Source organism: Sellimonas intestinalis, from assembly GCF_001280875.1.
Classification (GTDB): Bacteria; Bacillota; Clostridia; order Lachnospirales; family Lachnospiraceae; genus Sellimonas; species Sellimonas intestinalis.
Window position 1 is genome coordinate 141,102 of sequence record NZ_LGAJ01000005.1, and the last position, 25,875, is coordinate 166,976.

The window sequence follows — 25,875 nt, forward strand, 5'->3', positions numbered from 1 at the left end:
CTAATCAAAAAAGAGGAGGACAGAAAGCATATCAAGCACTGTTCTCCTCTTTTTTTATACTTCTTCGTCAATTTGAAACTGTACCATGCTTCCGACCTGTTCTGTCACCCAAAAATGCAGTACTTTTTTCATCAGCATATCTTTCAGCACCTTTGCGTGTGGATGTCTGTACTTATTTTGATATCCGGCGCTGATGATCAAAAGGAATTGCCCACAGGAGAGCGCTTCATTATAATTGTGCTTGGAACCATGGTGCGGCACCTGGACTGTTCCCACGGATGGCATATAATCAGAGAGATAATCAGTCAGCTCTTTCCAGCTGTCTTCCGTCCTGGCGTCGTAATCTCCCAGAAACAGACAGCCGTCAGGATAAGCGTTTCTGCGTCCAGACTGCGGACTCGTCAGATCAGGAAGGAAAAAGTGATATGGACGCACCATTTTGACGTCCGGAATTTGTGGACCGGAGTAGACGACCAGGGAATTGGAATTCAAGCTTCCTGGTGCGTATGTCTGGTAAATCTTACGGATATCGTTCCAGTCATAGGAAAAAATGTCCGACGTCTCCAGATAGGATTGCAGTGTCTTTTTGTCATATCCGTTTTTCTTCAGTCCCCGGAAAAAGGCCTTGCTTCTTCGGGTATTCTGGAAATTATATGGCACGTAAACCCAGTTTTTCCGTGAGGTTTTCAAATCCGCCAGAGCTTTTCCCGAGGGGATGGCCGTGGTATTGCCCCGGTTTCTGAGGTTGGAGGCCACAGGCATGACGGAAAAGAGTTCCGGCGTCGTTGTGTCCACGGGTAATGTATACTGCTCCACCGCCTGTAAAGGATCTTCAAGAAGATCTGCCAGAAAGGTGGATTCGGTATTTTCCAGATGAGCAATCAGCCGTGTCAGTAGAATCTCTTCCTCTGTCAGAAACGGCAGATAAATCTTCTCCACACAGCAGTAGGAGAGAAGAAATGGAAGCCCGTTGATGTGATCTTCATGCAGATGGGAAATAAATACCGCCTGAATCTTTTCCCTCGGCTCAAACGTATCGGCGATCTGCTTCTCAACGGCGGATTTGCCCGTCGAAGAACCACAGTCGTAGACGATGTTCATGCCACAGTCAAATTGTTCTGTATAAAAAGCACCCTGTCCAACGGGTAAGAAACTTCGGATCATATTGGAACCTCCTTTGTCATTCGTTCATCATCATTTGCTGGTACGTTGTACCCCACTGAGCCATCGCGTCCAGAATAGGAGACATGGATTCTCCCAGGGGTGAAAGCGCGTATTCCACTTTCGGAGGAATTTCCGGATAAACTGTCCTTGTAATAATACCGTCATCCTCCATGGCACGCAGGCTGTCTGTCAGCACTTTCTGGCTGACACCCTCCAGATCTCTTCGTAGCTCGTTAAACCGCCATGGACGCATACGGAGATTCCGAAGAATCAGAAGTTTCCATTTACTTCCGATCAACTGAACCGTTGTCGCCACCGGGCAGGCAGGCATTTCTTCTTTTGTCATCATCTCATGTCACCTCGTCTCAATCGTTTTATCAGAAATATTATATCAAATCACAATGGAACATACCAGTGAAAACCGTGGGTTATAAAAAGGTAACTAAGTAATAGAATTGTGCGTACTTTTGTATCCGGAGGGAATAGAGTACACTGATCTTGCAGACAGGAAATAGTTTTATGAAACAAAAGGAGGAACAACAATATGGCACTTTTCAATCTTTTCAGTTGGAGTAAAAAGATGGAAGAAGGTACGGCAGCGGCATGTGGCACGGCCTGCGGAGCGGCGGACAAACCGGAAGAAACATCTGCGGCATGTGGCACGGCCTGCGGAGCGGCGGACAAACCGGAAGAAACACCTGCGGCATGTGGCACAGCCTGCGGAGCGGCGGACAAGTAGCACATGTTACAACAGTGATGTGAGAATATCATATTATTTATTAGAGAAGCCCCGGCAGTGCTGTACGCCGGGGTGTAGAAACAGGGCTCCGGCAAAAATCGGTCGAGATAGAGTGGGATCAAAAAAAGGAGAGGGATAATGAAACAGTATTTTTCTTTTCAGTGGCATATCACAGACGAATGTGATCAGCGGTGTAAGCACTGCTATATTTTTTCGGAGGACAACTGTAAAAAACTGGATGCGATGACGTGGGAACAGATACAACAGACATTTTACAACTGCTTGGATTTCTGTAAGGTGTACGACCGCTTTCCCTACTTTTATCTGACTGGAGGCGATCCGATTCTGCACCCGAACTTCTGGAAACTATTGGCGTTGATGAAAGAACATCAAATTCCGTTTACAATTCTTGGAAATCCGTTTCATCTAAATGATGAAACCTGCAGGAGAATGAAAGAATACGGGTGTGAGAAATACCAGCTCTCTCTGGATGGAATGCGAAAGACTCACGACTGGTTCCGCAAGCCGGGAAGCTTTGACATTACGTTGGAGAAAATAGACTGCCTTCGGAGAGCAGGAATCCGATCTGTAATTATGACGACAGTATCAGGTACGAATATCGATGAGATCCCGGACATTATCGATATCGTAGTGGCTCACGATGCGGACGTGTTCGCTTTCGCAAGATATTGCCCGACCAGTGAGGAAAAGGAAGTGGGGATTACGCCTCTTCGTTATAGAAGCCTTCTGGAAGAATGTGACCGGAAGTTCAAGATGTACGAGGCACAGAGGTGCCATACCTATTTTAATAAAAAGGATCATCTCTGGACGTTGTATGAGTATGAGACAGGACAGTTTCAGATTCCTAAGAACGCTCAGGATGGAATGGTTTACGGAGGCTGTAATTGTGGAAACTGCCATATGACGATTTTGCCGACAGGGGATCTTTATGCGTGCCGAAGAGTACAGAACAGTAAAGTAGGAAATGCCTTTACTGATCGGATCGCGGATGTCTGGGTTTGCCAGATGGAAACTTACCGAGGCTATACAAAGTTTGAAAAATGTGCAAAATGTGAATTGCTGGCCTGGTGCCGGGGCTGTCCGGCTGTGGCAAGCGGTCAGACAGGGAACTTCTACGCGGCAGATCCACAGTGCTGGAAGGAAATAGCTATGTGAGTTAGAGGAGGAAGCCAGGATGGATTTAGAAACATGTTTGAAGAAACTGCAATACATCGGTGTGCTCGCTTTTGCGACGGTCGATCTGGAAGGAGCCCCGCAGATCCGCAATATCAGTGCGATCCATTATGAGAAGGACGCTATCTATTTTTTTACCGCCAGAGGAAAAGAATTTTGCCGCGAACTGTTGGAGGACGGGCGGGTGCAGATCCTTGGGTACAGTAAGTATAAAGAAATGATCCGGTTGTCCTCCAGGGCGAAACAGACCGCAGAAGAGGAACAAAAAAAATGGATGGATTTGATTTTTGCCGAACAGCCCTACCTGGCTAATGTCTATCCTGGGAAGACAAGAGATATTGGGATTATCTTTGAAATCCGAGACGCTCAGATCGAGTATTTTCATCTGGGAGTCTCCCCGATTTTCCGGGAAACGTATATACTGGGACGTGGAATCGAAACGAAACAAGAAAATGCCGCGGAAGTCGAAGCAGGAGACGTAGAGCCAGGAAAAAGGAGGGTGCGGATGAAAGGATATCGTATCACAGATGCATGTATCGGGTGTGGAATATGCCAGGGAAGCTGTCCGCAAAGATGTATTGAACCAGGCGTACCATACCGGATTCGGCCGGAACATTGCCTGCACTGTGGAAATTGCTATGAGCATTGCCCGGTTTCTGCAGTCAAAAGATTATGAGGTGAAAGAATATGTTGGCAGAACGTCGGATAAAGCAGACGGAGAGAACGATGGACAACACAAGGGGGCAGAGTATGAAAAAACTGAAATCAATATGGGCAGATACGGACACGATACTCATAGGAGCAGGAGCCGGACTTTCCACATCTGCGGGATTTAGCTACACTGGAGAAAGGTTTCAGAGATATTTTGCGGATTTTGAGCAGAGATACGGATTTCACGACATGTATTCAGGTGGATTTTACCCGTATGAGACGCTGGAAGAATACTGGGCATTCTGGAGCCGTTATATCTGGATAAACCGATATATGGACACCCCTGAAAGCGTCTATCAAACACTTCATACGCTTGTGAAGGGCAAAGACTATTTTGTACTGACTACTAATGTGGATCATTGTTTTCAGAAGACTGGATTTGATAAGAACAGGCTTTTCTATACACAGGGGGACTATGGGCTGTTTCAGTGCAGTATGCCATGCCATCGGAGCACATATGAAAACAGGGAGATTGTCAAAAAGATGGTACTGGCGCAGAGATTTACGATCGGGGCGGACGGCACGTTGATTTTTCCAGAGTGTGGACGATTGGTCATGCGTGTGCCGGAAGAACTGATCCCATGTTGCCCGAGATGCGGCAGGCCAATGACGATGAACTTGCGTGCGGACGACACGTTTGTGGAAGACGAGGGATGGCAAAAAGCGTCTGACCGTTATGTGGATTTTCTAAGAAGACACGCAAACGAGAAGGTGCTGCTGTTGGAACTGGGGGTAGGATTTAATACGCCGGGGATAGTGAAATATTCTTTTTGGAGGATGACGGCGAAGAACAAAGAGGCGGTTTATGTCTGTGTGAACCTGGGAGAAACCTGTGTACCAGAAGAAATTGAGGAACGCTCTGTCTGTATCGATGGGGATATTGGAGAAATACTAAAAAAACTAAAGTAAAAATAACCGATTTAAAGTAATTATAATATGAGATATACTCTATTCTATCTGCATTGCTTGTTGAGCTATTTACCAAAACAATTACATCAGAATCGAGTCAATCGAGTCAGATGCACTGACCTGATTGACTCGATTTTGTATTATGTGACTATCAAATGAAAACATAATAAGAGAAGCTGTCAAACCAGATCCTTTTATTCTAACAGATGCTTCAGGTTCTTCCTCATCATTTCTGTGAAATGTGTATTGATCTATCAGTCATCTCCTAAGAAATTGATATATTCACCGCAGATATGTCACACGTTCCGGATCAAAGTGTCCCCTTGGAGCCGGGGCTTCGTCCGCTTCTCCCACGGCTACAATGGCAACCGGGATACTCGACGTGCCCAGTATCTCCTGCAATTTTTCTACCCGGTCCATAGATGGATAACATCCGCACCAGCAGGTTCCATATCCCAGGTCTTTTGCCTGAAGGAGAAGATTTTCAATGGCGGCGCCGCAGTCCTGAGGCCAGAATTCTTTGCAGACGCCCTCCTGAAGATCCGGACGGCCACAGACTACAATGGCAGCAGAAGCAGTGGAAAGCATTTTAGTAAATGGATGAGCCTCCCTAAGCTTTGCGATCATTTCCCTGTTTATTACCACAAAAAACTGCCACGGTCTTGTGTTGCACGCACTTGGCGCCATCATGGCGGCTTCCAGCATCCTCTCAAAATCTTCCTGGGGAATGGTGACGTTTTCTTTGTATTTTCGAATACTTCGTCTTTCACGAATCACTTCTGAACAATTCACAGTATGCACTCCTTTCATATGATTTCGCTACTCTTATTATACTGCCGTGACGATTAAGAATCAAATCCGTCTGAACAATCCGTCAGAAGTTTCTTGTAAATTTCGTAGTCTTCCTTTTGAAAAACATTAAAGACAACCTTTTTAATGATTGGATCGGTCTTTTGATAATCCTGGACGCTCTGTATGGCAATACGGGCCGCTTTCTCTCGGGGAAAGTGGAACTCGCCAGTGGAGATACAGCAAAAGGCAATGCTTTTCAGACGATGTGAGGAAGCAAGTTCCAGGCAGGAATGATAGCAGTCAGCAAGCTGTCTGCAATGTGTCTCGGTCAGAGGGCCGGATACGATCGGACCTACCGTGTGTAGAATATAATGGCACGGGAGATTAAAGGCGGGAGTAATCTTGGCTCGCCCGGTCGGTTCTGGAAAGCCCTGTTTTTCCATCATCGTTTCACAGAGAAGCCGGAGCTGTACACCACTGAATGTATGAATACAGTTGTCGATACAATGGTGGTTAGGGATATAGCATCCGGTCATTCCGTTGTTGGCGGCATTGACAATGGCGTCACATTTCAAGGCGGTAATGTCCCCCTGCCACAGATAGAGGCCGTCCGAGTGTGGGGCCAGATCTGCAAGATCCGTTACACCTTTTTCTCTTGTTTTTTCTTGAAGATAGGCATCCTGAATCTTCAAGAATTCCTCATCCACCGGGCGGGGTGGTCGTACATTGAGAAGCCCCCGTAGGAGGAGTTCCTGTTTCTCTGTCCCTTGGGGGATCTGTGTTCTCCGGTATGAGGGTTCTTCCTTTAAAAGAGACTTAATCAGATACAGTCTCCGTTCGCTCTGATTCATTGCACATTCTTCCTTTCCTGACGAACAAATTCGGTCTTCTTTGAGGGGAGCAAAGGGTAATCCATCCGCTTTTTATTATTCACCATTACTCTAACTATCTATAGAGTATAAAGAGCGTAAAACAGAGAGTCAACAGTTATAAAAAAGTAACCTTACATACAGGGCAGCGTGTTGCTCTGCTATTTTAAGGACGATATCTGTCCCTGCCAACAAACCGGGCAAAATTGTACAGGACTACTGCTGGTAACCAGGTCAGAAAACAGGTAGAATAAAAAGCATCAAAGGACAGGAGGAATGATGATGAATCTGGGAAATAATCTATACCATGCAAGGAAGAAAAAGGGACTCTCTCAGGAAGATGTAGCGGAAAAGATTGGAGTGAGCAGACAGACGATTTCTAAATGGGAGACGGACGAGACGCTGCCGGATATCCGGCAGGCAAAGCAGCTTGCGATATTGTATGGGCTGGCATTAGATGAACTGATCGAATTTGACGTGGATCTTCAGGAGATTCAGGAGACCATCGAGCGTATGCGTGATGAGGTGACGAACAAGATCGACTGGACAAAAGCGTGGAGTAAAAAATACCCGATTCTCGAATCGTACCAGAAAGAAGTGAATATCACCTACTATGCGGAAGCATTATGTAAGCTTCTCATCCGCTTGGAAAAGGAATACGGATATGACGAACTCAATTCCATGCTGGTGCTTAAAGATATTCTGGCGACAGTGTGGAAGAAACGAAGTGAAAAGAAATCTTAAAACAGATATGAGAATATAAAAGAAAAGTGCCTGCACATTGGAAACAGTGAGCAAGTACTTTTTATTATACTTTTATAGGGAATGTGTGGTGAATGTTTGCTCCCAGTTCGATGGCTGTACCGGGTATTTCGCACATTGTCTTGTGGCATCATATAGGCGTCGATATTTTCAAGAGGCGCCTGAACCAGAACTCCGCATTAAAAATGCAAGAACAATCTATAGAAAAATGCTATGCATATATCATAAAAAACAATTTGCCAGAAAAATGTTGGGGGAAATATAATGTTTATGAATTTTTACTGTGCGAGGAGGAAATGAAAGTGAAAAAGAAGATTTTGACTGCGCTTCTTACAGCAGCGATGGCAGTTTCCATGCTTGCCGGATGCGGCGGAAATCAAAGCGGCAAGGGAGACAAGCAGGCGAGCGGAAGCGGGGGTGAAGGAGGCGGAGGAACCTTTATTGTTCCGGTCAATGCGGATACGACGAACTGTCTGACCCCGTATGATGCCTATGGGGCGGACGACAGACTGATGACCTACGGTCCGTGCTATGATCCGCTGTTCATTGTAAATAAGGATGAGACAAGATGGTATTTGGCTGAGAGTCTGGAGGCAGTGGCGGATGATGGATGCCATTATCAGATGAAGCTCAGGGATGGAATGACTTGGCATGACGGGGAACCGATCACAGTAGATGATGTGATCTTTTCTATCAAGGTGCTGCAGGATGGGTCCAATGCAACAGATGCCAGCAATGTCAGATATGATGGAAATGATCTGACGGCAGAAAAAATAGATGATCTGACAGTGAATCTGACATTAGCACAGCCTTACAGTGCATTTGAAACAGAGTTTGGACGTCTTCAGATTTTCCCGGAACATGTATTTGACGGCAACACACATATCATTGATAACACGGAGGCTCTTACAAAAGGAATTGGCTCTGGACCGTTTAAACTCAAAGAAATCAATGCGGGCGAGAGCATCGTATATGAAAAATATGATGACTATTACAGAGAGCCGGCGAGCCTGGACGAAGTGGTGATTAAAGTGATGCCGGATGAGAGCGCTCAGGAAGCTGCACTTCAGAGCGGAGAGCTCTCCATGATGCGAATCACAAGTCAGACAAAGCTTGAAAAGTACCAGAGTGATGATGAGTACACAGTTTACAATATTCCGGAAGGCCGTCTGAATTACATGGCTTACAATTATCAGAGTCCGAACATGAAAGATATCAATGCGAGAAAGGCTATCGCTCTTGCGTTGAATAATGAGGAGATTGTGCAGGGAGCATACGGTTCTGAAGATCTTGCTATCCCGGCAACGAACTTCTGCTCTCCGGAGAACCTTTACTACAATGACGAGATGAAAGGATATCAGCAGAATATCGAGGAAGCGAAAAAGCTTGCCGAGGAGACAGGTCTTACAGAAAAGACGCTACACTATATCTACAATCAGAACCGCCCGAATATGAAGGAGACAGCACAGATTGTACAGCAGCAGCTAAAAGAGATCGGAGTGTCCGTAGAGATTGAAGGCGTGGACTCTTCCGCTTTTTTCCAGCACCTGTTTGCATCCTGGATCACAGGAACTCCGGTGGAGGATACTTCCTGGGATCTCGCGACAAACGGAATGGATCAGTTAAATGCAGACCCGGCATCCAAACTGACTTCCTGGACAGGTGACAATCTGGAAATCGGTTTTTATGTAAGTCCGGAGACAAAAGAACTCTGGAAGAAAGCATCCCAGGCTCTGACAACAGAAGACCGTGACAAGTATTATAAAGAGCTTCAGGTACAGATGAATGAGGACTACTCCATGTACCCGATGGCGAATACCAACTATGTAATTACGGCAAGAAAGGAATTTACAGGGCTGAATGAGATTATGAGGGTGCCGATTTTTGAGGATTATACAAAGATTCATATGACAAATTAGAGAGGAGACTGACCGTTTATTTAATTTTCAATAAACGGTCTTTCTTGATACTTATCTGTATCACAGGAAGAGGAAGAAAATATGAGAAACTATATCATAAAAAGATTTTTGCAGCTCATCCCGGTGTTGATTCTTGTCAGTATTTTTTCATTTCTGATTATCCATGCCGCACCGGGAGATCCGATTCAGAACTATGTAAAACCAGGGATGTCGGAAGAACAGATTCAGACAATTCGGGAAGAATATGGTGTAGATGGAAATATTGTAAAGCAGTACGTGGCGTGGGTAGGTCATGTCGTCCGGGGAGACCTCGGTACCTCCATCTATAAGAATCGTCCGGTCACAGAGCTTTTGGCGGAGAAGCTTCCTGCTACACTGATTTTGATGGGGGCGGCGCTTCTTATCTCGCTGCTTGTCTCAATTCCGCTTGGGCTTTGGGCGGGGCTGAAAAAGAATAAAATGACAGACAATATTATCAGTTTTTTGTCTTACTTTGGTATTTCAGTGCCTCAGTTCTGGCTGGCAATGATTCTGATTATAATTTTTGCACTGACTCTTGAAATTCTACCAAGCGGTGGGATGAGGACGGTCAATGTCGATACGACGTGGGATCTTCTTCGTCACCTGGTACTACCGGCTGTTGTACTTAGTTTCAGCAACACGGCAGTGTTTACGAGATATATACGTTCCAGTACGATTTCACAGCTTGAGGAGGACTATGTGCTGACGGCCAGATCTAAGGGGACGAGCAGATATAGGATCCTGACCCGCCACGTCCTAAAAAACTGCCTGCTCCCGATTATCACCTTGGTAGGGATCAATCTGGCAGGGCTGGTGTGCGGCTCGTTTGTCATTGAAAGTGTGTTTTCCTGGCCGGGGATCGGACGGCTTGCCATGGATGCGGTGAACTCCAGAGACTATCCGCTGATTATGGGATTCACGATGTTCTCCTGTACAATCCTGATTCTGGGAAATTTTCTGGCGGACATCCTGTATGCAGTAGCGGATCCGAGAATTAAGCAGGGGATGGGGAAGAATAATGGATAAAAATCAGACGATAAGAATTGATAAACATAGTTTTGATAAAGTGGAAAAGAAAGAGGCACGGGCAGAGACTAGATATGAAAGAAGCGTGTTCCGGGACGTCTTACGATCTCTTAGGGAGAATAAGCTGGCGATAGTATGCTGTGTGATTCTTGCCATCATTATTATCGCTTCCCTTCTGGCGCCTCTTTGCCCTTATGATCCGGATGAGCAGGATGTATTGAGCAAACTTCAGCCGCCGTCTACCAAGCACTGGTTCGGAATGGACGAGCTTGGGCGGGATTATTTTACAAGAGCGCTCTACGGGGGCAGGATATCCCTGACCGTTGGCTTTCTCTCCATGATTATGTCCGTCGTGATCGGGACTGTGATTGGAACGGTAAGCGGATATATGGGAGGGAAAGTGGATGCATTTTTGATGCGGTTCACGGATATCTTTATGTCGGTGCCAAGTTTTCTTCTGATGGTAGTCATCAACGCCTTGTTTCCGCCAAAAGTGTATTCCATGGTTATTATTCTGGGATTGTTTGAGTGGTGCCAGATTGCCAGAATCACCAGGGCGGAGACGCTGTCTTTGAAAGAGCGGGATTTTGTGCTGGCGGCGAAGCATCTGGGGGCAAGTAATGTAAGAATCATGTTCCGGCATATCGTGCCGAATATGAGCTCTTCGATCATTGTGGCGGGAAGTCTTGCGGTGGCGAGGGCTATCCTGACAGAATCGACGCTGAGCTTCATGGGACTGGGAGTTCAGCTCCCAAAGGCATCCTGGGGAACAATGCTTCAAGGAGCCCAGGTTTATATTATGGATACGCCATGGCTTGCGGTTTTTCCGGGAATTTTTATCGTAGCGACTGTGATGAGCTTTAATATTCTTGGAGACGCCCTTCGTAATGCGCTGGAACCAAAGATGACGAAATAGAGGTGAGAGTATGGACGATTTACTGAAGATAGAGGATTTGAAAATATCCTACTATACATATGCCGGAGAAGTGCAGTCGGTTCGGGGAGTAAGCTTTTCCGTGAGAAAGGGTGAGACGCTTGCCATCGTGGGAGAATCAGGCTGCGGAAAATCTGTGACGGCCAAATCAATTATGGGGCTGATCCAGGTGCCTCCGGGGGAAATCAAGGAAGGGAGCAAGATTCTGCTGAAAGGGAAGAACCTGCTGGAACAGTCGGAAAAGGAGTGGGAAAGCTATCGAGGAGCTAAATGTGCCATGGTATTTCAGGATGCGCTTACGGCGCTGAATCCTACGATGCGGATTGGAAAGCAGATTGCAGAGAACATCACAAATCATCAGAAAGCTGGAAAGGATGAAGTGAAAAAGCGGGTGTTGGAGATGCTGAGACTGGTCGGGATTGCCGACGCCAAGGGATGCGTGAAGAAGTATCCCCATGAGTTGTCGGGAGGAATGAGACAGCGGGTGATGATTGCGACCGCTCTTGCCGGAAATCCGGAAATTCTGATTGCGGATGAACCGACCACAGCGCTGGATGTGACGATCCAGGCGCAAATCATGGATCTGTTGGTTGAGATTCAGCAAAAACTTGGCATGACGGTTATTTTGATTACCCATGACCTAGGTGTGGTGGCCAACAGCGCCGACCGGGTTGTGGTTATGTATTCTGGAAAAGTAGTGGAGACCGGGACGTGTACAGAGATTTTTGAAAAACATAAGCACCCTTATACCTGGGCGCTTCTGAAAGCGGCACCGGATATGGAGTTAGGGTCCAAGCAAAAGCTTGTGGCAATCGAAGGGACCCCGCCGGATCTCATTCTTCCTCCGAAAGGCTGTCCGTTTGCCGAGCGGTGCGGCCATTGTATGAAGATCTGTCTGGAAACAGAGGCGCCCCGGTACACATTCAGCAAAGACCACAGTGTATTCTGCTGGCTGTATCATCCAGAATCTGGCTATACAGACATCACATTTGATGAAGGAGAGATAGAATGATGGAAGAAAGAAAACCGCTTCTGGAAGTCCGGCATCTGAAAAAATATTTTGGACTGGGCGGGAAGAAAGAGCTAAAAGCAGTTGATGATGTCTCCTTTGTCATTTACAAAGGAGAGACATTTGGAATTGTGGGAGAATCAGGATGTGGGAAGACAACCTGCGGACGGACCTGTATCGGCGTTTATGATGCCACGGGCGGAGAAGTACTTTATGATGGAAAGGATATCCGGAAGCAGACAAAGCAGGAACGAAAAGAATTTACAAGAAAGGTTCAGATGATTTTTCAGGACCCATATTCTTCCCTGGATCCGAGACTGAAAGTACATGATATTATTGCGGAAGGAATGCAGATTCATCATTTGGTATCATCCAAAAAGGAGGAAGAGACGATGGTACAGAGGCTTCTGCGTCAGGTGGGATTGAATCCGGAACACGCAGGGCGGTATGTCCATGAGTTTTCCGGGGGTCAGAGGCAGCGAATCGGAATTGCCAGAGCTCTTGCGGTGGATCCGGAATTTCTTCTTTGCGATGAGCCAATCTCCGCGTTGGACGTATCTGTGCAGGCACAGATTATCAATCTGCTTGTCCGGCTTCAGAAGGAACGGGGACTTACCAGTGTGTTTATCGCCCACGACCTGTCGATGGTGAGACATATTTCGGACCGGGTAGGAGTGATGTACCTGGGTAAGATAGTAGAGCTTGCAGATTCCCAGGAATTGTACTCCCATCCAATGCATCCTTATACACAGGCTCTGCTTTCCGCCATCCCTCTGCCTAAGCCGGGAAAGATGGCATCGGTGAACCGGATCCATCTTCAAGGCGAACCGCCAAGTCCGGTGAGTCCGCCAAAAGGATGCAGATTCTGTACCCGGTGCATCCATGCATCCAAGCAGTGCCACCAGGAAGAGCCGGAGCTTATGGAGACGGTGCCGGGACATTTTACAGCGTGCCATCTTTACAAGAAGAAATAGCATGAGTGAAAAAAGACAAAAGAAAGGAGCAGAGCCAGAAACCGGAGAAGACGGATTTGGCACTGCTTCCTTTTCGTTACGTCAGTCTCCCACGGCAAAGCTGCAAGAGAAAAACGGCTCCGATGATACAGAAGAAACCAGCAAGATCTGTTGCCGTAAAAGTTGTACCAAGCAAAAGGGCGGTCAGGAGTACAGAAGAAACCGGATCAAAGTTTGCCAGGGTTCCTGCTTTGACAGGAGACAAGAGAGACGCACCAAAATGATAAAAGGTTGATCCGGCCGCAGTCCCCACCAGGATCAGTCCGCAAAAGCCAAGGATCACCTCGGAAGAGAGCGGGATCTCGTATGTCCATGGACGGACAAAAAGGGAGAGGAGAATTCCACTGATCAGCATCCCGCGCCCCACTACATATTTGGCTCCGTACGTGCGGACAATCCGTCCCGGAATCAGCGTATAGGTGGAGTAAGAGATAGCGCAGATCACACCAAAAAGCAAGGCGTACCCTGAGATGGCAAGATTTCCCGGCCGCCCTCCGGTGCTGATAAGAAAAGTGCCGGCTACAGCAGCCAGAACAGCGGCAGATTCTGTCTTTGTGGGCAGTGTTTTTGTACGCACACAGGTGACGAGGAAAATAAGGATCGTAGACAAGTACTGCAGGACGGTTGCTGTGCCGGAGTCAGAATAATAGATCGCCATGAAGAAGGTATACTGTGTCAGACAGATACCGAAAATAGCGAAAAAGATCAGTATCAGCAAATCCTTTTTGGATGTCCGGATGGAGGAACGGCAGGAGGCGTGCCGTTGTGTGGATTTCCGGAAAAGGAGATCCAGCGCAATCAAAATGATCCCGGCGCTGATCTGTCGGATGCAGAGAACGACGGGGGTTGGGAGAGCCAGATCGTGCAGGAGATACTGACCGGAACATCCGGAAAATCCCCAGCACAATGTGGCGAGAAGGATGGAAAGGGTGCCTGTGATATCTTTATGGGGTGTAAAATGACTCTTCATGTCAGATCCTTTCTGTTGGTTGGGTATTTCCGCGGAAATGCGGCTGCTTTTTGTATTATAATGCAGAACAGCCGAAAAAGCTATGAAATATAAGTATTTCTAATAAATAATCATCTGAAAATATAATATACTAATATATTTTCAAGCCTATCGGATTATGATATGATGAAAATCGAAAGAAAGCGGAAGCTTTTGGCACAATCAAATATAGTTGAAAATTCTTCAAGATACATTCGCAGGACGGGAAACCTGTTTAGCCTCTGGCCGATGTATCTTTTTTATTTTCCGGGGAATTGGCGGGAAGTAAAGGCAGCTTTAAGAAAACCCTCTCAAAAGAGAGCGCGGTGCAAGGAGGATTTGAAATGGAAAGAACAGTGGAAAATTTGAAGGAAATGATCCGTGCGGGACGGGGAAAGATCCCGGCTCACAAAGTGATCCGCGGTGGGATGCTTGTTAATGTCATGTCCAGTGAGATCTATCCGGCAGATATCGCCGTATACGAGGATATGATCGTGGCGGTCGGCGATGTGGAAGAGTACATTGGGCCGGACACAGAAATCATTGATGCGAAGGGCAGATATCTGGTGCCGGGAATGATCGACGGACATATTCACAGTGAATGTAGTAAGCTCAGTATCACAAGTTATGCAAAGGCGGTTGTGCCAAGAGGAACGACGAGTATGATTTCCGGTCTGGATGAGTACATCTCGGTATCTGGTCTGGAAGGATTAAAAGAGATTCTGGCGGAAGTAAAGCAGAGCCCGCTGAAAGTATTCTGGGGAGCGCCATATAAGACTCCGTATACGATTCCGGAATCAACGGTCGCGTTTAATTTTACAAAAGAAGTTCATCAGGAAGTCCAGAAATGGCCGGAATGTTTCGGCGTTTGGGAGACGGTAAGAGAGTTCCTCCAGGAAGAGGATGAGAATACCCTGGGGGCAATCGCAGAGGCATTTAAAAACCGCCTTCCGGTATTCGGATGCGCTCCAATGGCAAGAGGGAACGATCTGAACGGCTATCTGTGCGGGGGCGTACGTCTTGACCATGAAAGCTACACCCACGAGGAAGTGGTAGAGAAGATGAGAAAGGGAATGCATATGCTGATCCGGGAATCTTCTGTCACACATTTCCTGGAAGAAAATATGAAGGCTGTGACTGAAGTGAATCCGGCTTTTGCACGCCGTGTCAGCTTTTGTACAGACGATGTGACCGCAAGCGATGTTTTGGAAAAAGGACATTTGGACAATGTTGTGCGTCTTGCGATGAAAGCAGGGGTAGAGCCTATGACGGCCATCCAGATGGCAACCATCAACAGTGCGGAAGCATACCGCATTGATCATCTGGTAGGTTCCATATGTCCGGGCAGAATTGCCGATATTCTTTTTGTCAATGATCTCCACGAATTCCAGGTGGAGGAAGTTATGACGAACGGAAACATGGTTGCAAAAGACCACAAGCTTACCTATCAGTTAGACGCGCCGGAGAGAAGTTCCATACTAAAAGGGGAACTCAAATGTAAAAAGACGATCCCGGCAGACTTTGAATACAAGGTGGAAATCGGACACGGGGAAGCAAAGGTACTGGCTATGGATGTCAAAGGTCCATTTGTAAGAAAAAGAAGAGACGTCGTACTGAAAGTAGAAGATGGAATTGTTCTGCCGGATCCGGAGCAGGATGTAGCGATGGTATCTGTTTTGGAGCGGTTTGGTAGAAACGGAAATAAGTCTCTTGCGTTTTGTTCCGGCTGGAAACTGAAAAAAGGCGCAATGGCGTCCTCTGCGGCGCCGGACGACAATAACCTGGTTGTCATGGGAGTGAGCGCTGAGGATATGTCGGTTGCGGCTAATTATGTGATTGAACAAGGCGGCGGGCAGGTCGTTGTGGCAGATGGCAAGATTCTGGAATTTTTACCGCTTCCGGTTGGAGGAATTGTAAGCGATCTGGAGCCGGAAGAAATTGCGGCATGGGAGAAGAAGATTGACCAAGCGGCTAGAAGTCTTGGAAGTGATCTTCCTGATCCGATGATGTATATGTTTTTCCTGCCGATCACAGCGATTCCAGATTATGCGATCACGGACGCGGGTCCGGTAGACTATACAGCACTTACCACATTTGAACCTGTTCTGGAAGTAATGGAAAAATAAAAGAAGAAGGTAACGGCCATGAAAAAGGATGAATTAAAACGACTTATTGATACAGCGGCGGGACGAATCCCAGCGGATGTTGTGATCAAAAATTGTAAGATTGTCAATGTATTCTCCGGAAATATCACAGAAGGATCTATTGCCATCTGTGGAGATCAGATTGCGGGAATTGGAGAGTACGAAGGGAAAGAAGTGATCGACGCCGAAGGACGATATGCGGCGCCTGGATTTATCGACAGCCATATTCATATTGAATCTTCCTATGTCAGTCCGGAGGAGATCGGCCGTCTGCTCGTTCCGCACGGCGGTACGACTATCATTGCAGATCCACATGAGATTGTCAATGTTTGTGGAATCCGGGGATTGAACTATATGATGGAAGCTGCCAAGGGGACGAAACTGGACGTGAAATACGTGCTTCCTTCCTGTGTGCCGGCCACCCCGTTTGAACATGCGGGTGCAGTTTTGAATGCTCCGGAAATGAAAGAACCGATCAAAAGAGAAGAGATTCTGGGGCTCGGTGAATTTATGAATTTTCCGGGAGTCATTGGTGCGGATGACGCGGTGCTTGATAAGTTGATGACAGCCAAAGAAGAAGGGAAGATCATAGACGGACACGGACCTGGGATTGCCGGCAAGGAACTAAACGCCTATGCGGCGGCGAGAATTCTGGCGGATCACGAGTGCTCTACTGTAGAGGAGATGAAGGATCGTCTGGAGCGGGGGATGTATATTCTGCTTCGCCAGGGATCCGCTTGCCATAACTTAAGAACCCTCCTGCAGGGGGTGACGCCTGAGAACAGCAGAAGATGTCTGCTTTGCTCCGATGACCGCCAGCCAAAGACCATTCTCCATGAAGGGCATCTGGACAATCACTTGAGAATTTGCGTTGAGGAAGGTTTGGATCCGGTGACGGCCATTCGTATGGCGACGCTGAATGCGGCGGAGTGTTTCCGGCTGTATGACAGAGGAGCGATTGCACCGGGGTATCGGGCGGATCTTGTACTTCTTGACGATTTGAAAGAGTTCCATGTCAACCGGGTATGGATTGCGGGAGAACTGACTGCAGAAGAAGGGACCTATCTGCAGGAAGTCCATCTTCACGATATTTCCTCCGTCAAAGGGAGTGTTGTGGTGGAGGATTTCTCAAAGGAGAAATTCAAAATGCACCTGAAATCAGGGCATGTCCATGTCATCGGCATCCTTCCCGGCGGTGTTGTGACAAAGAAAGAGACGGCGGATATTCAGTTGGATGAAAACGGGGAATTTGTCCGGGATCCTAAGGTGGACATCGTGAAAACCGCAGTAGTAGAACGGCATCAGGGAACAGGAAATGTAGCGTGCGGCTTTCTGAAAGGTTATGGAATCAAAGAGGGTGCCGTCGCGCTTTCCATTGCTCATGATTCCCACAATATAATTGTGGTGGGCGTCAGCGACGAGGAAATGGAGGCGGCCGTCAACGCTCTGATTGCACAAGAGGGCGGTATCGTTCTTGTGAAAGACGGACAGGTTATTGAAAGTATGCCAATGCCGATTGCGGGCCTGATGAGTGACTGCAGCGGGGAGTGGGTGGATCAGAAGCTGACGGATATCCATGAGAAGGCATATTCGGAGCTTGGAATCTGCGGGGATGTGGAGCCGGTGATGACGCTTTGCTTTATGTCTCTGGCAGTCATTCCGGAGATCAAATTGACCGATATGGGGCTGTTTGACGTGACGACGTTTTCGTTTATCAGTACAGAAGCATAAAATGAATAGGAAGAGAGAAAGAAGATGAGCAGACAAAAGACACTTGTGCCATGGTTTCAACGTGGCGATATCGGTGGAATGACTTATTCCATTACAAACAATATTGTAAACTATCTGATTGTCATTTCGACTTTGTCAGGGGTGCTGGGATGGCCGGATGAGATTGTATACGGGGCCGTCATACCGGGCATGTCCGTTGGACTGATGCTTAGTGGGATTTATTATGCGTTTATGGGCCGGCGACTTTCCAAAAAAGAAGGCCGTGCGGATGTCACGGCGCTTCCTTCCGGAGTATCCACTCCGGCTATGTTTGTTATGCTGTACGGGGTGATTATGCCGCTCCACTATGCGTTGGACGATCCGATGCTCGCATGGTCGGCGGCTGTCGCGGCTTGCTTTATTGGGGGAGCTGTGGAGGCTCTGGGCGGATTCATTGGTCCGTGGATGAAACGGAGACTGCCAAGAGCCGCTCTCCTTGGTACGGTAGCTGGAATTGGATTTATCTGGATGGCAACACAGGGAGTCTTTGATGTGTTTGGAGATCCGGTGGTAGGACTTCCGATTCTGTTTGTAGCGTTTGTGGGAATTTTCGGGGGATATCTGTTCCCGAAGAAGATCCCGCCGCTTGTAGTAGCCATTGTGGGTGGTATCATTTATGCGTTCTGTCTGGGCCGGACTTCCGTGGATTTCAGCGGTGTCGGATTTTATATCCCAAATCCGGTCAACAGTATCCAGCATTTGATTAATGGATTTACCGTCGTTGTTCCATATCTGACAATCGTGATTCCGGTAGAGATTTATAATTTCATCGAAACGATGGACAATGTAGAAGCGGCCAATGCGGCCGGGGACAATTACAATGTGCGGGAGACACAGTTCGCGGATGGAATCTGTACGATGATTTCCGCAATTTGCGGGGGTGTGATCCCGAATACGGTATGGCTTGGTCATGCGGGATTGAAGAAATCTCATGCGGGAATCGGTTATTCTCTCGTGTCGGGTCTGGTACTTGGGGCAGCCGGAATTTTTGGATTGTTCACATTTTTGAGCAACATGGTTCCACCGGCGGTCTGTGCGGTAACCTTCCTCTGGTGTGCGGTTGTTATGGTGGCGCAGGCTTTCAAAGATTGCCCGGTAAAGCATTATGCGGCTATCGCAGTCGCCATGCTTCCTCCGGTTGCGGATTACCTGTACACTCAGATTACGGGAGTAGCCGGTCTTGCGGGATACAGTACGGAAATACTGGCGGATGGTACATCTGGGTATAATGCGGAAGTGACGCAGATGATTAAGGATGCCGGGGTGATGTGGAACGGTGTGCCGGGAGTGAAGGCGGGAGCAATCATTATTGGAATTCTGCTGGGAACGATGACCGTCTTTATTATTGAGAAACAGCTTCACAAAGTAGGAGTTACGGCGCTTGTCGGCTATGTGCTTGCGTGTTTCGGATTCATACACAGCGCACAGCTTGGATTCTATCCGACTTCCCTGTTTGCGATCGGTTATCTGATTATTGCTGTGCTTGCGTTTCTTCTCCATCTGGGAAGAAATAGCTGGTTTAAAGGGCCGGATGATTTTGAGTATGTTTAAAATTATAATATTGGTTTGATTTGAGAAGCATCAGGCTTCGGACAGACGGAAAAGAGTCTTGTCCGGAGCCTGAAATTGTCTTATCATAGGGATGTGTGAATGTGAAAAGGAGGAAAGGAGAATATGATGAAAAAAATATGTTCATGGCTTCTTGTTATGGCTCTGTTTGCGGCGGCTCTTGTAGGCTGCGGCCCGAGAGAGGCACAGGGTGATGAGACCATAAAAGATACGGGAGAGAAGGAAGAAACCAGTACCCCGGTGGATGTCCGGATTGCCGCTTTGAAAGGACCCACGGCAATGGGAATGGTCAAACTTATGGATGATGTAGACAAGGGGGAGGTAAAGAGTGAGAATTACAGCTTTCAAATCGCTGCTTCCGCGGATGAAGTAACACCAAAGCTGGTGCAGGGTGATCTGGATATTGCGGCGGTTCCGGCGAATCTTTCATCCATACTTTATAACAATACGAAAGGAAAGGTGCAGGTGTTGGCGGTCAATACTCTTGGTGTTCTTTACATTGTAGAGAATGGGGAAACGGTACAGTCCGCAGCGGATTTGAAAGGGAAGACGATCTATGCAAGCGGAAAGGGATCCACTCCGGAATATGCGCTCAACTATATCTTAAAAGAAAATGGTATGGATCCTGCCTCAGATGTAACAATCGAGTGGAAAAGCGAGCACTCTGAATGTGTAGCGGCACTTGCCAATGATCCGAGTGGAATTGCGATGCTTCCGCAGCCATTTGTGACAACGGCGCAGAAGAAGAACCCGGCTATTCGTGTAGCTCTCGATCTGACTGAGGAATGGGATAAGACGCAGGAGAATAAGGAAGAGAAAAGCACGCTTTTAACCGGAGTGGTTATCGCTCGTACTGAGTTTGTAAAGAAACACCCGGAGGCAGTATCTGATTTCCTGGAGCGATATGCGTCATCTGTGGATTTTGTCAATGCGGACACGGATCAGGCGGCAAAACTGGTGGGGCAGTATGAGATTGTGACAGAGGAAGTGGCCAAGAAGGCACTGCCGGAATGTAACATTGTCTGCGTCACAGGGGAGGAGATGCAGAAACAGCTCTCCGGTTATCTCAAGGTGCTCTATGATGCTAATGCGGAATCGATAGGAGGCTCGTTACCAGAAGATGAGTTCTACTACAGCGAATAAAAAGAAAAAGAGAACGATCCGGTTCTGGGCTGTAGCAGTCTGGCTTTTTGTGTGGCAGGCAGTCAGTGTGTGGATAGGACAGGAGATCCTGCTGGTATCCCCTGTCGTCGTTTTGGAAAGACTGACCGGACTTGTCATGGAAACAGAGTTCTGGCGCTCCATCGGCTTTTCTCTTGTACGGATTCTGGGAGGCTTTTTTCTTGCAGCAGCGGCCGGAATTCTTGCGGCGGGACTCTCCGCGAAATTTGAGAGAATCCGTGAGTTTTTTGCTCCTGCGGTAATGGTGGTCAAGGCAGTGCCGGTGGCGTCCTTTATTATTCTTGTGCTCATCTGGGTGCCATCCCGGAATTTGTCGGTAGTGATTTCATTTTTGATGGTATTTCCTATTCTTTACACGAATGTGTTGGACGGTATTCTCAGTACGGATCCTAAGCTTCTCGAGATGGCAGATGTTTTCGCACTTCCCCACGCAGTGCGGATCCGTTACATTTATGTTTCCCAAGTACTGCCGTTTTTCAGAACCGGGTGTTCCATCGGCCTTGGACTCTGTTGGAAAGCCGGGGTGGCGGCAGAGGTCATCGGGATTCCAGACGGTTCCATCGGGGAAAAGCTTTACAATGCCAAGGTATATCTCAATACGCCGGATCTGTTTGCATGGACGGTGGTGATTGTCCTCATCAGCCTGCTGTTTGAAAAACTGTTTCTGGCAATGGTGGACGGTGCCGTTATCAGGTTGGAAAGGATGCGATAAGATGGAACAAGGACAGATCAGAATTTCACATCTTTCAAAGAGCTATGGAGATCACACGGTCTTTGAGGATTTTTCGGCGGTTTTTCAAAAAGGACAGACTACATGCATGATGGCGCCCTCCGGGGCAGGAAAGACGACTCTGCTGCGCATCCTGGCAGGGCTGGAGAAGGTGGACTCCGGACAGATTGAAGGGCTGGAAGGTTTAAGAATCAGTATGGTCTTTCAGGAGGATAGGCTGTGCGAAAACTTAAGCGCATCCGCAAATATCCGGCTGGTGCGCGGGAAAAAGCCGTGGGGCAGAGACAAAAAGTTGGAGGCAAAGATCAGCAAGGCTATGGCGGCGGTGGGACTTGGCGGATGCGAGGATCAGCCGGTGCGGGAGTTTTCCGGCGGGATGCGGCAGCGGACAGCGCTTTTACGTGCCCTTTACAGTGAGTGGGATGTGCTCTTTTTAGACGAGCCTTTTAAAGGACTCGATGAGGAGACGAAAGAGCTGGTGATAGAGTATACAAAAAAGCAATGCTTCGGGAAGACAGTGATCTTTGTAACCCATGACCGGAGTGAGGCCGGGAAAATGGGCGGCAGACTCTTTAAGATGTAATAAAACTTCATACAAGTAAAAAGGAAAGGGGACAGTCTGTTTTGACTGTCCCCTTTCCCGTAGGATGTTTGTATATTTAACCTTCGATGGAGATGTAATTGGTCTGTTCTACCTCCTGTTTTGTTTTTTTCGGAATCGAAAGTTTCAGAATCCCATCTTCGTACTTCGCGTGGATGTCGTCCTGGTGAATGGCATCACCTACATAGAAACTCCGGCTCATTGTACCATTGTAGCGTTCGCGGCGGATGTAGTTACCTTTCTTATCCTTCTCCTCATTCTCTGTGTTTTTAGATGCGGAGATCGTCAGATATCCGTCTTTTAATTGTGCGCTGATCTCGTCTTTCTTGTATCCTGGAAGATCAACATCCAGTTCGTATGAATCCTCAGTGTCTCGGATATCTGTCTTCATAATTGATTTTGCGTTCTTTTTGTAAGCAGGAGTCCCACGGAAGAAATCATCATGAAACGGGAAATCCATCCAATCATCAAATAAGTTTTCTCCAAAAATACTAGGCATCATCATAAGTCATGTCTCCTTTCATTTGACAAAATGTTTATATAATCACTCTCGGAGGAGAGTGGTGTTTCAGAACTGTGGGGGGCCTTTTTAACCCGTTCCATTTGTTCTATGTGTAATATAGCACACGTTATTAGCAGTGTCAAGAGGTGAGTGCTAATATTTTTGAAAAAAATCATTAACTTATAACTAGAAAAACGAAAGATTTTAAATATTTATGCGTCTATATATAAAGAGCTTTTTGTTTTTGTGAAAAATGCACAGAAATATAAAATGGCTTTGTTAAAATACGCAAAAAAACAAAAAATAATGTAAAAATGATGAAAAATAATAAAATTATTGAATTTTGTAAAAGAATATAATATTATATATAAAACGTATTGTAGAACAAATTGGTTTGAAAATTTACACAGAGTTCTTGGCTTTCCGTTTTATATAATATTAAAGAAACTATGTGTATTATCCGTAAGTATACAGAATTTGTGTAAAGATTTGTAGGTTGGTAAGTTTGAGAAATGCTTTTGACCTAATACCATACTAAATTTGGTGCCAGACGAGAGATTATGGAGGAAAAATAATGAAAGGTTCACAATTATTAATGTACGGCGATAATGTATCAAATAGTAATGAAAAATTTAATACTTACACTTTTCAACCTGAAATTAAGGAGAAGGATTTAAAGATTTTTTCTTGCAGTGCTAGTAAAAAGGGGGCTAGTGGCCCACCTAGAATTCCTGATTTAAAACCAATACAACCGACTCAAAATCTGAAGGCAGAAAGAACAGCATAAATATTTTATTCGTCTGGCACCTTAGGGAGGAAAAAATGAAAGAAATAAACACAAATAATGGCAAAATATATTTTGATGAATTTACTCGTTATTATTATAAATCAGAAAATGAAAAATTAAAAAAAGGATTTTTTGAGAATTATGCCGAATATTTCTCCTATATTCAGCAAATAAATTATTTCGATACAATTTATTACAACATTACAAAAAAATGCAATATGCATTGTTCTTATTGCTATTCTCATAGTGAAAATATTGATATTAGTAAAGAACAAAATGATATTATCCTAAAAAAGTTAGTGAAGTTAAATTGCCGGTCTATAGCTTTAATCGGTGGTGAACCAATGTGTAATTCTAATTTTTGGGAAATTTTAGAATCAATAAAATCCATACCAAACATTTCAGAAATTACTATTGTCACAAATGGAACACTTATTGACAAACAGAACATCTCACTTCTCAATGATCCTCGAATATGTTTACAGATTAGTCTGGATGATATAAATGAGGAAGACAATGCAAAAACTAGGGGTTACGGACAACTGACTAAAGTTTTTGATATTTTACCTGACCTAATACAAGCAAAAATTAACATACGTATAATGAAGGTATTGACAAGGGAATCTATCAAAACGTCTGAAAAATTTTATCATTTTTTTCATCAAAAAGGTATTTCAGCAGGTTTTTTTATAGTAAAAAAGGTCTCGGATGATATGAAGCCAACAATAGATCAACTTCGTCAATTACTTGACTTCCTTCAAAGCCATTATAATATTGATGTTACGGAAGCCTTTGAAATAGTAAAGTTTGCAGATAATATGATGTTCGGAAATGAAGGGTTTCCTGTAACGCACTGCGGAGCGGGAATCACATCCTTAAGTATTCATCCGGATGGTAATGTATATCCTTGTGTAAAAAGATATGGAGAAACGGATTTGATAACAAATATATTTAATACGGAGGCAGTATATGATATACTAATTCATAGAAAAGAATTAATAAAAAAAGATTTAGTCGATAATAATAAAAGCTGTCAAAAATGCGAATTAAAATATTTTTGTGGGGGTGGATGTAGGGCAGAGGCTACGAATCATTTACCTTGTAAATATAATTGTAGTTATTATAAGTTTGCTCTTGAGTACTATGGAGAAAATATTTATAAAAAATAATGATTTTCAAACCCTCACGCTTTCAATCCTGATTAGTTTTGTCGGGGATACTCTGTTCGATCTGTTTATTGTTTGGAAAGTGACATATGACTCTGGAAATATTATGAATGCTGCATATATGATAGGAGGATCCCTCGCTTTCCGGGGGATTTTATCTCTTATCGTTGGGATTATGATTGATCGGTTTAATAAAAAGAAGTTGATGATTGCAGTAAACAGTATTTCAGGAGCTATTATTTTTTTGTTTTGGTGTTTTTACGGTTTTGCAATTCAGCATATCAGTCTTTGCATTTTTTTCATACTGTTAAATGATATATGTAATACTGTGTTTTCATCAGCATATACAACTTATGCAGCAGAAAGATTCGAGAAGACAATATTTATCAAATTTCAATCTACTGTAACAATGTTATCCAGGACAATTTATATTATTGGATCAGCGGTGGCAGGATGGATGATTACCTGGGTTTCAGGAAAGGGTTTGTTTTTAATAGATACAACCAGTTTTTTTGTATGTGCTTTTTTAATAAGCCGGTTAAGTGATTCTAAGGGAAACGTAAAAAGGATTAACAACAGCAAAGTTTTGATGATTTCTTTAGTAAAAGATATAAAAATCTCATATCATTCCATTTTTCAGACCCCGTTGCTAAGGAGCATGGTTATCATTATGTTTTTATTAAATTTGGCATATGGGTTTGTACCGAATATTCTGCCGGTCATGTTTTCTGTTCAATCAAAAAGTTCAATTACCCTTGGGGTTATAAAGTCAATGATGGCTGTAGGTGAAATTATTGGTTTGATGATTGTAAATAAATTTGGTCATTATGTAAGCAGACTTTTTAAACTGGCAATGTTGGCTTGTGGAGTGTGTATGCTGTGTATTCCAATATGTCCTTTTTTTCTGACGGGCTTTCTCTTCTTGATATATGGAATGTTCGATTCCCTAACACAGCCTTTATTTAGTTATGTCATCACAACAATTGATGCGGATAATCGTGGGAAAATACTGGGAGGGATTGACACGCTTATCTTGATGTCTCCTACCATCGGCATTGCTATTGGAACTCAATTCCTCACAAGTAACTATGTAAATGGATTTTTATATTTATCAGGCATATTTTTGATAGGTTTATTATTAATGCTTTTTAATAAGAATTTAAATCATATAAGGCTAAATTGTAAGAGTATTACAAAAATATAACAATGACTATTTACGTATGATACTGTAACAAGGAATTGATGGAGGCTAAACTATACTATATGAGGCATGACAAAACGGATACTTTTAGCTCCATCCATGATCGTACAAGTGAAGCACTCTGGTCTGGATTATTTATATTATATGTTCAATAAGCCTAGAGAAAACCGGTT

The 25,875-nt window shown here is 45.3% G+C and carries 25 protein-coding genes; 19 read left to right on the forward strand and 6 right to left on the reverse strand.

Features of this window, described 5'->3' with window-relative positions; translation table 11 throughout:
• Positions 1 to 54: 54 nt before the first annotated feature.
• Positions 55 to 1,164 carry an MBL fold metallo-hydrolase gene (locus AOA56_RS06495; protein ID WP_053769217.1) on the reverse strand — a complete coding sequence of 370 codons (1,110 nt, stop codon included), beginning with the start codon at positions 1,162 to 1,164 and terminating at the stop codon, positions 55 to 57.
• A 16-nt stretch (positions 1,165 to 1,180) separates the two neighbouring features.
• Positions 1,181 to 1,513 carry a winged helix-turn-helix transcriptional regulator gene (locus tag AOA56_RS06500; RefSeq protein WP_024731793.1) on the reverse strand — a complete coding sequence of 111 codons (333 nt, stop codon included), beginning with the start codon at positions 1,511 to 1,513 and terminating at the stop codon, positions 1,181 to 1,183.
• A gap of 195 nt (positions 1,514 to 1,708) precedes the next feature.
• Here AOA56_RS06500 and acgA point away from each other — a divergent pair, with 195 nt between their 5' ends.
• The 4 genes from acgA (at position 1,709) to AOA56_RS06520 (ending at position 4,717) form a co-directional block, all read left to right on the forward strand.
• Positions 1,709 to 1,903, forward strand: a complete 195-nt coding sequence (gene acgA / locus AOA56_RS06505) for an ACGX-repeat peptide (RefSeq protein ID WP_024731794.1) — start codon at positions 1,709 to 1,711, stop codon at positions 1,901 to 1,903.
• 138 nt (positions 1,904 to 2,041) lie between these two features.
• A complete protein-coding gene (acgM, locus tag AOA56_RS06510; RefSeq protein WP_053769218.1) occupies positions 2,042 to 3,079 on the forward strand; it encodes a radical SAM/SPASM domain protein, ACGX system in 1,038 nt (345 codons plus the stop codon).
• A gap of 19 nt (positions 3,080 to 3,098) precedes the next feature.
• Positions 3,099 to 3,773 (forward strand): 4Fe-4S binding protein, encoded by a 675-nt coding sequence (locus tag AOA56_RS06515; RefSeq protein ID WP_053769219.1) that lies wholly within the window; start codon positions 3,099 to 3,101, stop codon positions 3,771 to 3,773.
• Between the two features lie 50 nt (positions 3,774 to 3,823).
• A complete protein-coding gene (locus AOA56_RS06520) occupies positions 3,824 to 4,717 on the forward strand; it encodes an SIR2 family NAD-dependent protein deacylase (RefSeq protein WP_048620818.1) in 894 nt (297 codons plus the stop codon).
• Between the two features lie 282 nt (positions 4,718 to 4,999).
• Here the strand turns inward: AOA56_RS06520 and AOA56_RS06525 are convergent, their stop codons facing one another.
• Positions 5,000 to 5,509 carry a nitroreductase family protein gene (locus tag AOA56_RS06525; protein WP_034594318.1) on the reverse strand — a complete coding sequence of 170 codons (510 nt, stop codon included), beginning with the start codon at positions 5,507 to 5,509 and terminating at the stop codon, positions 5,000 to 5,002.
• A 53-nt stretch (positions 5,510 to 5,562) separates the two neighbouring features.
• On the reverse strand, positions 5,563 to 6,360 hold the full coding sequence (locus tag AOA56_RS06530; protein WP_053769220.1) for a protein-ADP-ribose hydrolase: 798 nt from the start codon (positions 6,358 to 6,360) through the stop codon (positions 5,563 to 5,565).
• Positions 6,361 to 6,654: 294 nt separating this feature from the next.
• On the opposite strand from AOA56_RS06530, the gene AOA56_RS06535 reads away from it, so the two are divergent.
• From AOA56_RS06535 to AOA56_RS06560, 6 genes are all read left to right on the forward strand, one after another.
• The gene (locus tag AOA56_RS06535; protein ID WP_330376430.1) at positions 6,655 to 7,122 is read left to right on the forward strand and encodes a helix-turn-helix transcriptional regulator; all 468 of its coding nucleotides are present in this window, start codon (positions 6,655 to 6,657) and stop codon (positions 7,120 to 7,122) included.
• 320 nt (positions 7,123 to 7,442) lie between these two features.
• Positions 7,443 to 9,059 carry an ABC transporter substrate-binding protein gene (locus AOA56_RS06540; RefSeq protein ID WP_053769262.1) on the forward strand — a complete coding sequence of 539 codons (1,617 nt, stop codon included), beginning with the start codon at positions 7,443 to 7,445 and terminating at the stop codon, positions 9,057 to 9,059.
• A gap of 81 nt (positions 9,060 to 9,140) precedes the next feature.
• Positions 9,141 to 10,106 (forward strand): ABC transporter permease, encoded by a 966-nt coding sequence (locus AOA56_RS06545; RefSeq protein WP_024731801.1) that lies wholly within the window; start codon positions 9,141 to 9,143, stop codon positions 10,104 to 10,106.
• Positions 10,099 to 11,022 carry an ABC transporter permease gene (locus AOA56_RS06550; protein ID WP_024731802.1) on the forward strand — a complete coding sequence of 308 codons (924 nt, stop codon included), beginning with the start codon at positions 10,099 to 10,101 and terminating at the stop codon, positions 11,020 to 11,022. The genes AOA56_RS06545 and AOA56_RS06550 overlap by 8 nt, the downstream gene beginning before the upstream one ends.
• A 10-nt stretch (positions 11,023 to 11,032) precedes the next feature.
• Positions 11,033 to 12,052 (forward strand): ABC transporter ATP-binding protein, encoded by a 1,020-nt coding sequence (locus AOA56_RS06555; RefSeq protein WP_053769221.1) that lies wholly within the window; start codon positions 11,033 to 11,035, stop codon positions 12,050 to 12,052.
• Entirely contained in the window at positions 12,052 to 13,023 is a 972-nt protein-coding gene (locus tag AOA56_RS06560; RefSeq protein WP_053769263.1) for an ABC transporter ATP-binding protein, read from the forward strand. Before AOA56_RS06555 ends, AOA56_RS06560 begins: the two co-directional genes overlap by 1 nt.
• A 76-nt stretch (positions 13,024 to 13,099) precedes the next feature.
• On the opposite strand, the gene AOA56_RS06565 is transcribed toward AOA56_RS06560, so the two are convergent.
• Complete coding sequence (locus AOA56_RS06565; protein WP_082349887.1) at positions 13,100 to 14,032, reverse strand: DMT family transporter; 933 nt, start codon at positions 14,030 to 14,032, stop codon at positions 13,100 to 13,102.
• A 362-nt stretch (positions 14,033 to 14,394) separates the two neighbouring features.
• On the opposite strand from AOA56_RS06565, the gene AOA56_RS06575 reads away from it, so the two are divergent.
• From AOA56_RS06575 to AOA56_RS06600, 6 genes are all read left to right on the forward strand, one after another.
• Positions 14,395 to 16,176 (forward strand): adenine deaminase, encoded by a 1,782-nt coding sequence (locus AOA56_RS06575; protein ID WP_024731806.1) that lies wholly within the window; start codon positions 14,395 to 14,397, stop codon positions 16,174 to 16,176.
• A gap of 18 nt (positions 16,177 to 16,194) precedes the next feature.
• Complete coding sequence (gene ade / locus AOA56_RS06580) at positions 16,195 to 17,925, forward strand: adenine deaminase (RefSeq protein WP_053769223.1); 1,731 nt, start codon at positions 16,195 to 16,197, stop codon at positions 17,923 to 17,925.
• Positions 17,926 to 17,949: 24 nt separating this feature from the next.
• Positions 17,950 to 19,515: a xanthine/uracil/vitamin C permease gene (locus AOA56_RS06585; RefSeq protein WP_048620714.1), complete on the forward strand. Its 1,566-nt coding sequence runs from the start codon at positions 17,950 to 17,952 to the stop codon at positions 19,513 to 19,515.
• 126 nt (positions 19,516 to 19,641) lie between these two features.
• On the forward strand, positions 19,642 to 20,676 hold the full coding sequence (locus tag AOA56_RS06590) for an ABC transporter substrate-binding protein (protein WP_053769264.1): 1,035 nt from the start codon (positions 19,642 to 19,644) through the stop codon (positions 20,674 to 20,676).
• Positions 20,654 to 21,427, forward strand: a complete 774-nt coding sequence (locus AOA56_RS06595; RefSeq protein ID WP_053769224.1) for an ABC transporter permease — start codon at positions 20,654 to 20,656, stop codon at positions 21,425 to 21,427. Before AOA56_RS06590 ends, AOA56_RS06595 begins: the two co-directional genes overlap by 23 nt.
• Position 21,428: 1 nt before the next feature.
• Entirely contained in the window at positions 21,429 to 22,028 is a 600-nt protein-coding gene (locus AOA56_RS06600; protein WP_053769225.1) for an ATP-binding cassette domain-containing protein, read from the forward strand.
• A gap of 76 nt (positions 22,029 to 22,104) precedes the next feature.
• Here the strand turns inward: AOA56_RS06600 and AOA56_RS06605 are convergent, their stop codons facing one another.
• Complete coding sequence (locus AOA56_RS06605) at positions 22,105 to 22,551, reverse strand: Hsp20/alpha crystallin family protein (protein WP_024731812.1); 447 nt, start codon at positions 22,549 to 22,551, stop codon at positions 22,105 to 22,107.
• 571 nt (positions 22,552 to 23,122) lie between these two features.
• Here AOA56_RS06605 and AOA56_RS06610 point away from each other — a divergent pair.
• The 3 genes from AOA56_RS06610 to AOA56_RS06620 are packed head-to-tail and all read left to right on the forward strand — an operon-like array spanning position 23,123 to position 25,705.
• Entirely contained in the window at positions 23,123 to 23,335 is a 213-nt protein-coding gene (locus AOA56_RS06610; RefSeq protein WP_053769226.1) for a hypothetical protein, read from the forward strand.
• A gap of 35 nt (positions 23,336 to 23,370) precedes the next feature.
• Positions 23,371 to 24,504, forward strand: a complete 1,134-nt coding sequence (locus AOA56_RS06615; RefSeq protein ID WP_053769227.1) for a radical SAM/SPASM domain-containing protein — start codon at positions 23,371 to 23,373, stop codon at positions 24,502 to 24,504.
• A complete protein-coding gene (locus AOA56_RS06620; protein ID WP_053769228.1) occupies positions 24,479 to 25,705 on the forward strand; it encodes an MFS transporter in 1,227 nt (408 codons plus the stop codon). The genes AOA56_RS06615 and AOA56_RS06620 overlap by 26 nt, the downstream gene beginning before the upstream one ends.
• Positions 25,706 to 25,875 lie beyond the last annotated feature (170 nt).

What these genes read in the sequence shown, in the direction of transcription:
- AOA56_RS06610 (WP_053769226.1), top strand. Translation starts at nt 23,123, where the DNA reads ATGAAAGGTTCACAATTATTAATGTACGGCGATAATGTATCAAATAGT.
- AOA56_RS06550 (WP_024731802.1), top strand. Translation starts at nt 10,099, where the DNA reads ATGGATAAAAATCAGACGATAAGAATTGATAAACATAGTTTTGATAAA.
- AOA56_RS06560 (WP_053769263.1), top strand. Translation starts at nt 12,052, where the DNA reads ATGGAAGAAAGAAAACCGCTTCTGGAAGTCCGGCATCTGAAAAAATAT.
- AOA56_RS06555 (WP_053769221.1), top strand. Translation starts at nt 11,033, where the DNA reads ATGGACGATTTACTGAAGATAGAGGATTTGAAAATATCCTACTATACA.
- AOA56_RS06585 (WP_048620714.1), top strand. Translation starts at nt 17,950, where the DNA reads ATGAGCAGACAAAAGACACTTGTGCCATGGTTTCAACGTGGCGATATC.
- AOA56_RS06575 (WP_024731806.1), top strand. Translation starts at nt 14,395, where the DNA reads ATGGAAAGAACAGTGGAAAATTTGAAGGAAATGATCCGTGCGGGACGG.
- AOA56_RS06545 (WP_024731801.1), top strand. Translation starts at nt 9,141, where the DNA reads ATGAGAAACTATATCATAAAAAGATTTTTGCAGCTCATCCCGGTGTTG.
- AOA56_RS06495 (WP_053769217.1), bottom strand. Translation starts at nt 1,164, where the DNA reads ATGATCCGAAGTTTCTTACCCGTTGGACAGGGTGCTTTTTATACAGAA.
- AOA56_RS06500 (WP_024731793.1), bottom strand. Translation starts at nt 1,513, where the DNA reads ATGATGACAAAAGAAGAAATGCCTGCCTGCCCGGTGGCGACAACGGTT.
- acgM (WP_053769218.1), top strand. Translation starts at nt 2,042, where the DNA reads ATGAAACAGTATTTTTCTTTTCAGTGGCATATCACAGACGAATGTGAT.
- AOA56_RS06530 (WP_053769220.1), bottom strand. Translation starts at nt 6,360, where the DNA reads ATGAATCAGAGCGAACGGAGACTGTATCTGATTAAGTCTCTTTTAAAG.
- AOA56_RS06520 (WP_048620818.1), top strand. Translation starts at nt 3,824, where the DNA reads ATGGACAACACAAGGGGGCAGAGTATGAAAAAACTGAAATCAATATGG.
- AOA56_RS06515 (WP_053769219.1), top strand. Translation starts at nt 3,099, where the DNA reads ATGGATTTAGAAACATGTTTGAAGAAACTGCAATACATCGGTGTGCTC.
- AOA56_RS06565 (WP_082349887.1), bottom strand. Translation starts at nt 14,032, where the DNA reads ATGAAGAGTCATTTTACACCCCATAAAGATATCACAGGCACCCTTTCC.
- AOA56_RS06535 (WP_330376430.1), top strand. Translation starts at nt 6,655, where the DNA reads ATGATGATGAATCTGGGAAATAATCTATACCATGCAAGGAAGAAAAAG.
- AOA56_RS06605 (WP_024731812.1), bottom strand. Translation starts at nt 22,551, where the DNA reads ATGATGATGCCTAGTATTTTTGGAGAAAACTTATTTGATGATTGGATG.
- AOA56_RS06600 (WP_053769225.1), top strand. Translation starts at nt 21,429, where the DNA reads ATGGAACAAGGACAGATCAGAATTTCACATCTTTCAAAGAGCTATGGA.
- ade (WP_053769223.1), top strand. Translation starts at nt 16,195, where the DNA reads ATGAAAAAGGATGAATTAAAACGACTTATTGATACAGCGGCGGGACGA.
- AOA56_RS06620 (WP_053769228.1), top strand. Translation starts at nt 24,479, where the DNA reads ATGGAGAAAATATTTATAAAAAATAATGATTTTCAAACCCTCACGCTT.
- acgA (WP_024731794.1), top strand. Translation starts at nt 1,709, where the DNA reads ATGGCACTTTTCAATCTTTTCAGTTGGAGTAAAAAGATGGAAGAAGGT.
- AOA56_RS06615 (WP_053769227.1), top strand. Translation starts at nt 23,371, where the DNA reads ATGAAAGAAATAAACACAAATAATGGCAAAATATATTTTGATGAATTT.
- AOA56_RS06590 (WP_053769264.1), top strand. Translation starts at nt 19,642, where the DNA reads ATGAAAAAAATATGTTCATGGCTTCTTGTTATGGCTCTGTTTGCGGCG.
- AOA56_RS06595 (WP_053769224.1), top strand. Translation starts at nt 20,654, where the DNA reads ATGAGTTCTACTACAGCGAATAAAAAGAAAAAGAGAACGATCCGGTTC.